Origin of the sequence: Gilliamella sp. (assembly GCF_024104075.1) — a bacterium.
Lineage (GTDB): Bacteria > Pseudomonadota > Gammaproteobacteria > Enterobacterales > Orbaceae > Gilliamella > Gilliamella bombi.
The window spans coordinates 1-1,227 of record NZ_JAGGHR010000071.1 but is presented as its reverse complement, the minus strand read 5'-3'; the positions used below and the strand labels follow the sequence as shown (position 1 = coordinate 1,227).

At 33.1% G+C, this 1,227-nt stretch carries 1 protein-coding gene; it reads right to left on the bottom strand.

Annotated features, from left to right (window positions below; translation table 11 throughout):
* Nucleotides 1-413 precede the first annotated feature (413 nt).
* Nucleotides 414-1,151 (bottom strand): LysR substrate-binding domain-containing protein, encoded by a 738-nt coding sequence (locus tag J6569_RS11115; protein ID WP_296318523.1) that lies wholly within the window; start codon nucleotides 1,149-1,151, stop codon nucleotides 414-416.
* Between the last annotated feature and the right edge of the window lie 76 nt (nucleotides 1,152-1,227).

Here is a 1,227-nt window from a genome sequence, read left to right as displayed (position 1 = left end):
ATAAATATATTTTATCTAATCTGTTAGGTTATGAGATTGATCCAGCTATCCTTGACAAAGAAAAAAACAATGATCGAGTTTTTATGCCAAACAGCAGTGTCATGCCTTTTTTAGAAGTACTTAACAAACATTAATTTGTTACCTATTATACGTTGAGGAATTGATAGAAATCAGCTATAAATTATATATAAAAATATTATAAAAGGTGGCACAAAACGCCCCTTTTTTGCTATTAAATACTAGTCTATCATTTATTATCAATAGTGTACTTTTTAGAGTAACTAAAAAATACACTATTGAACACATAAAGCTTTTTACGTGTAGATTAAACTTAAAGAATAAACTCTGTGATTAGAAATACACGCTCTAACAATGACTTTAACTATATGAATTATATTAACTATCCAAGCTTATCACTCATACTTTAACAAATCTATAATCAATTTAAAAACATTTGAATGTCCTTTGCGACTTGGATAGTAAAGGTAAAAAGAGTCATAAGTGATAGCAAACTCGGTTAACAACTCAACTAATGACCCCGATGCTAATTCCTTTTCAACATCGGTTTGAGCCGTCCAAGTGATGCCTAAACCATCTAAAGCTGCTTGCTTATGCAAATGATTATTAATTATAAATTGCGAATGCGGATGGTATTTAACCATTTTACCTGCTTGTAAAAATTCCCACGGCAATTCAGTGCCGTGCTGTGAGGATATTCTCATACCAATTAAGTGATGTTCATCTAACTCTTTAATTTGTTTCGGTATCACTTTTCCGATTAAATATTCAGGGCTAGCGACTAAGGCCATTTTTAAGGGCGATGATATTTTTACAGCAATCATCTCTTTGGCTATATCACTTCCTAAACGACATCCCATATCAAAACCTTGTTTAACAATGTCAGCCCAACTATTATCGGCTTGAATTTCGACCTTAATCAGCGGATAACGGGGTAAAAAATCACGTAATTTTGGATAGATAATGTGTTCTACAGCGATACTTGGCGCGTTTATCCTGATCGTTCCTGAAGGTATATTAATAAAATTGTTTAATGCGTTCACCTCTTGATTAATCGAGTCAAATAAAGGGGAGATCTTTCGGTATAGTTGTTCTCCCGCTTCAGTCAGTGATACATTGGAATGGCAACACATTTTAGTACCAAAAAGATAAGGTCATCGATTTCTTTTGTATTCAATCGGCGACTGGTAATTTAATGTTGAATGAAGT

Bases quoted from the DNA above. Each gene is read 5' to 3' on its own strand.
- J6569_RS11115 (WP_296318523.1), bottom strand. From the start codon at position 1,151: ATGTGTTGCCATTCCAATGTATCACTGACTGAAGCGGGAGAACAACTA.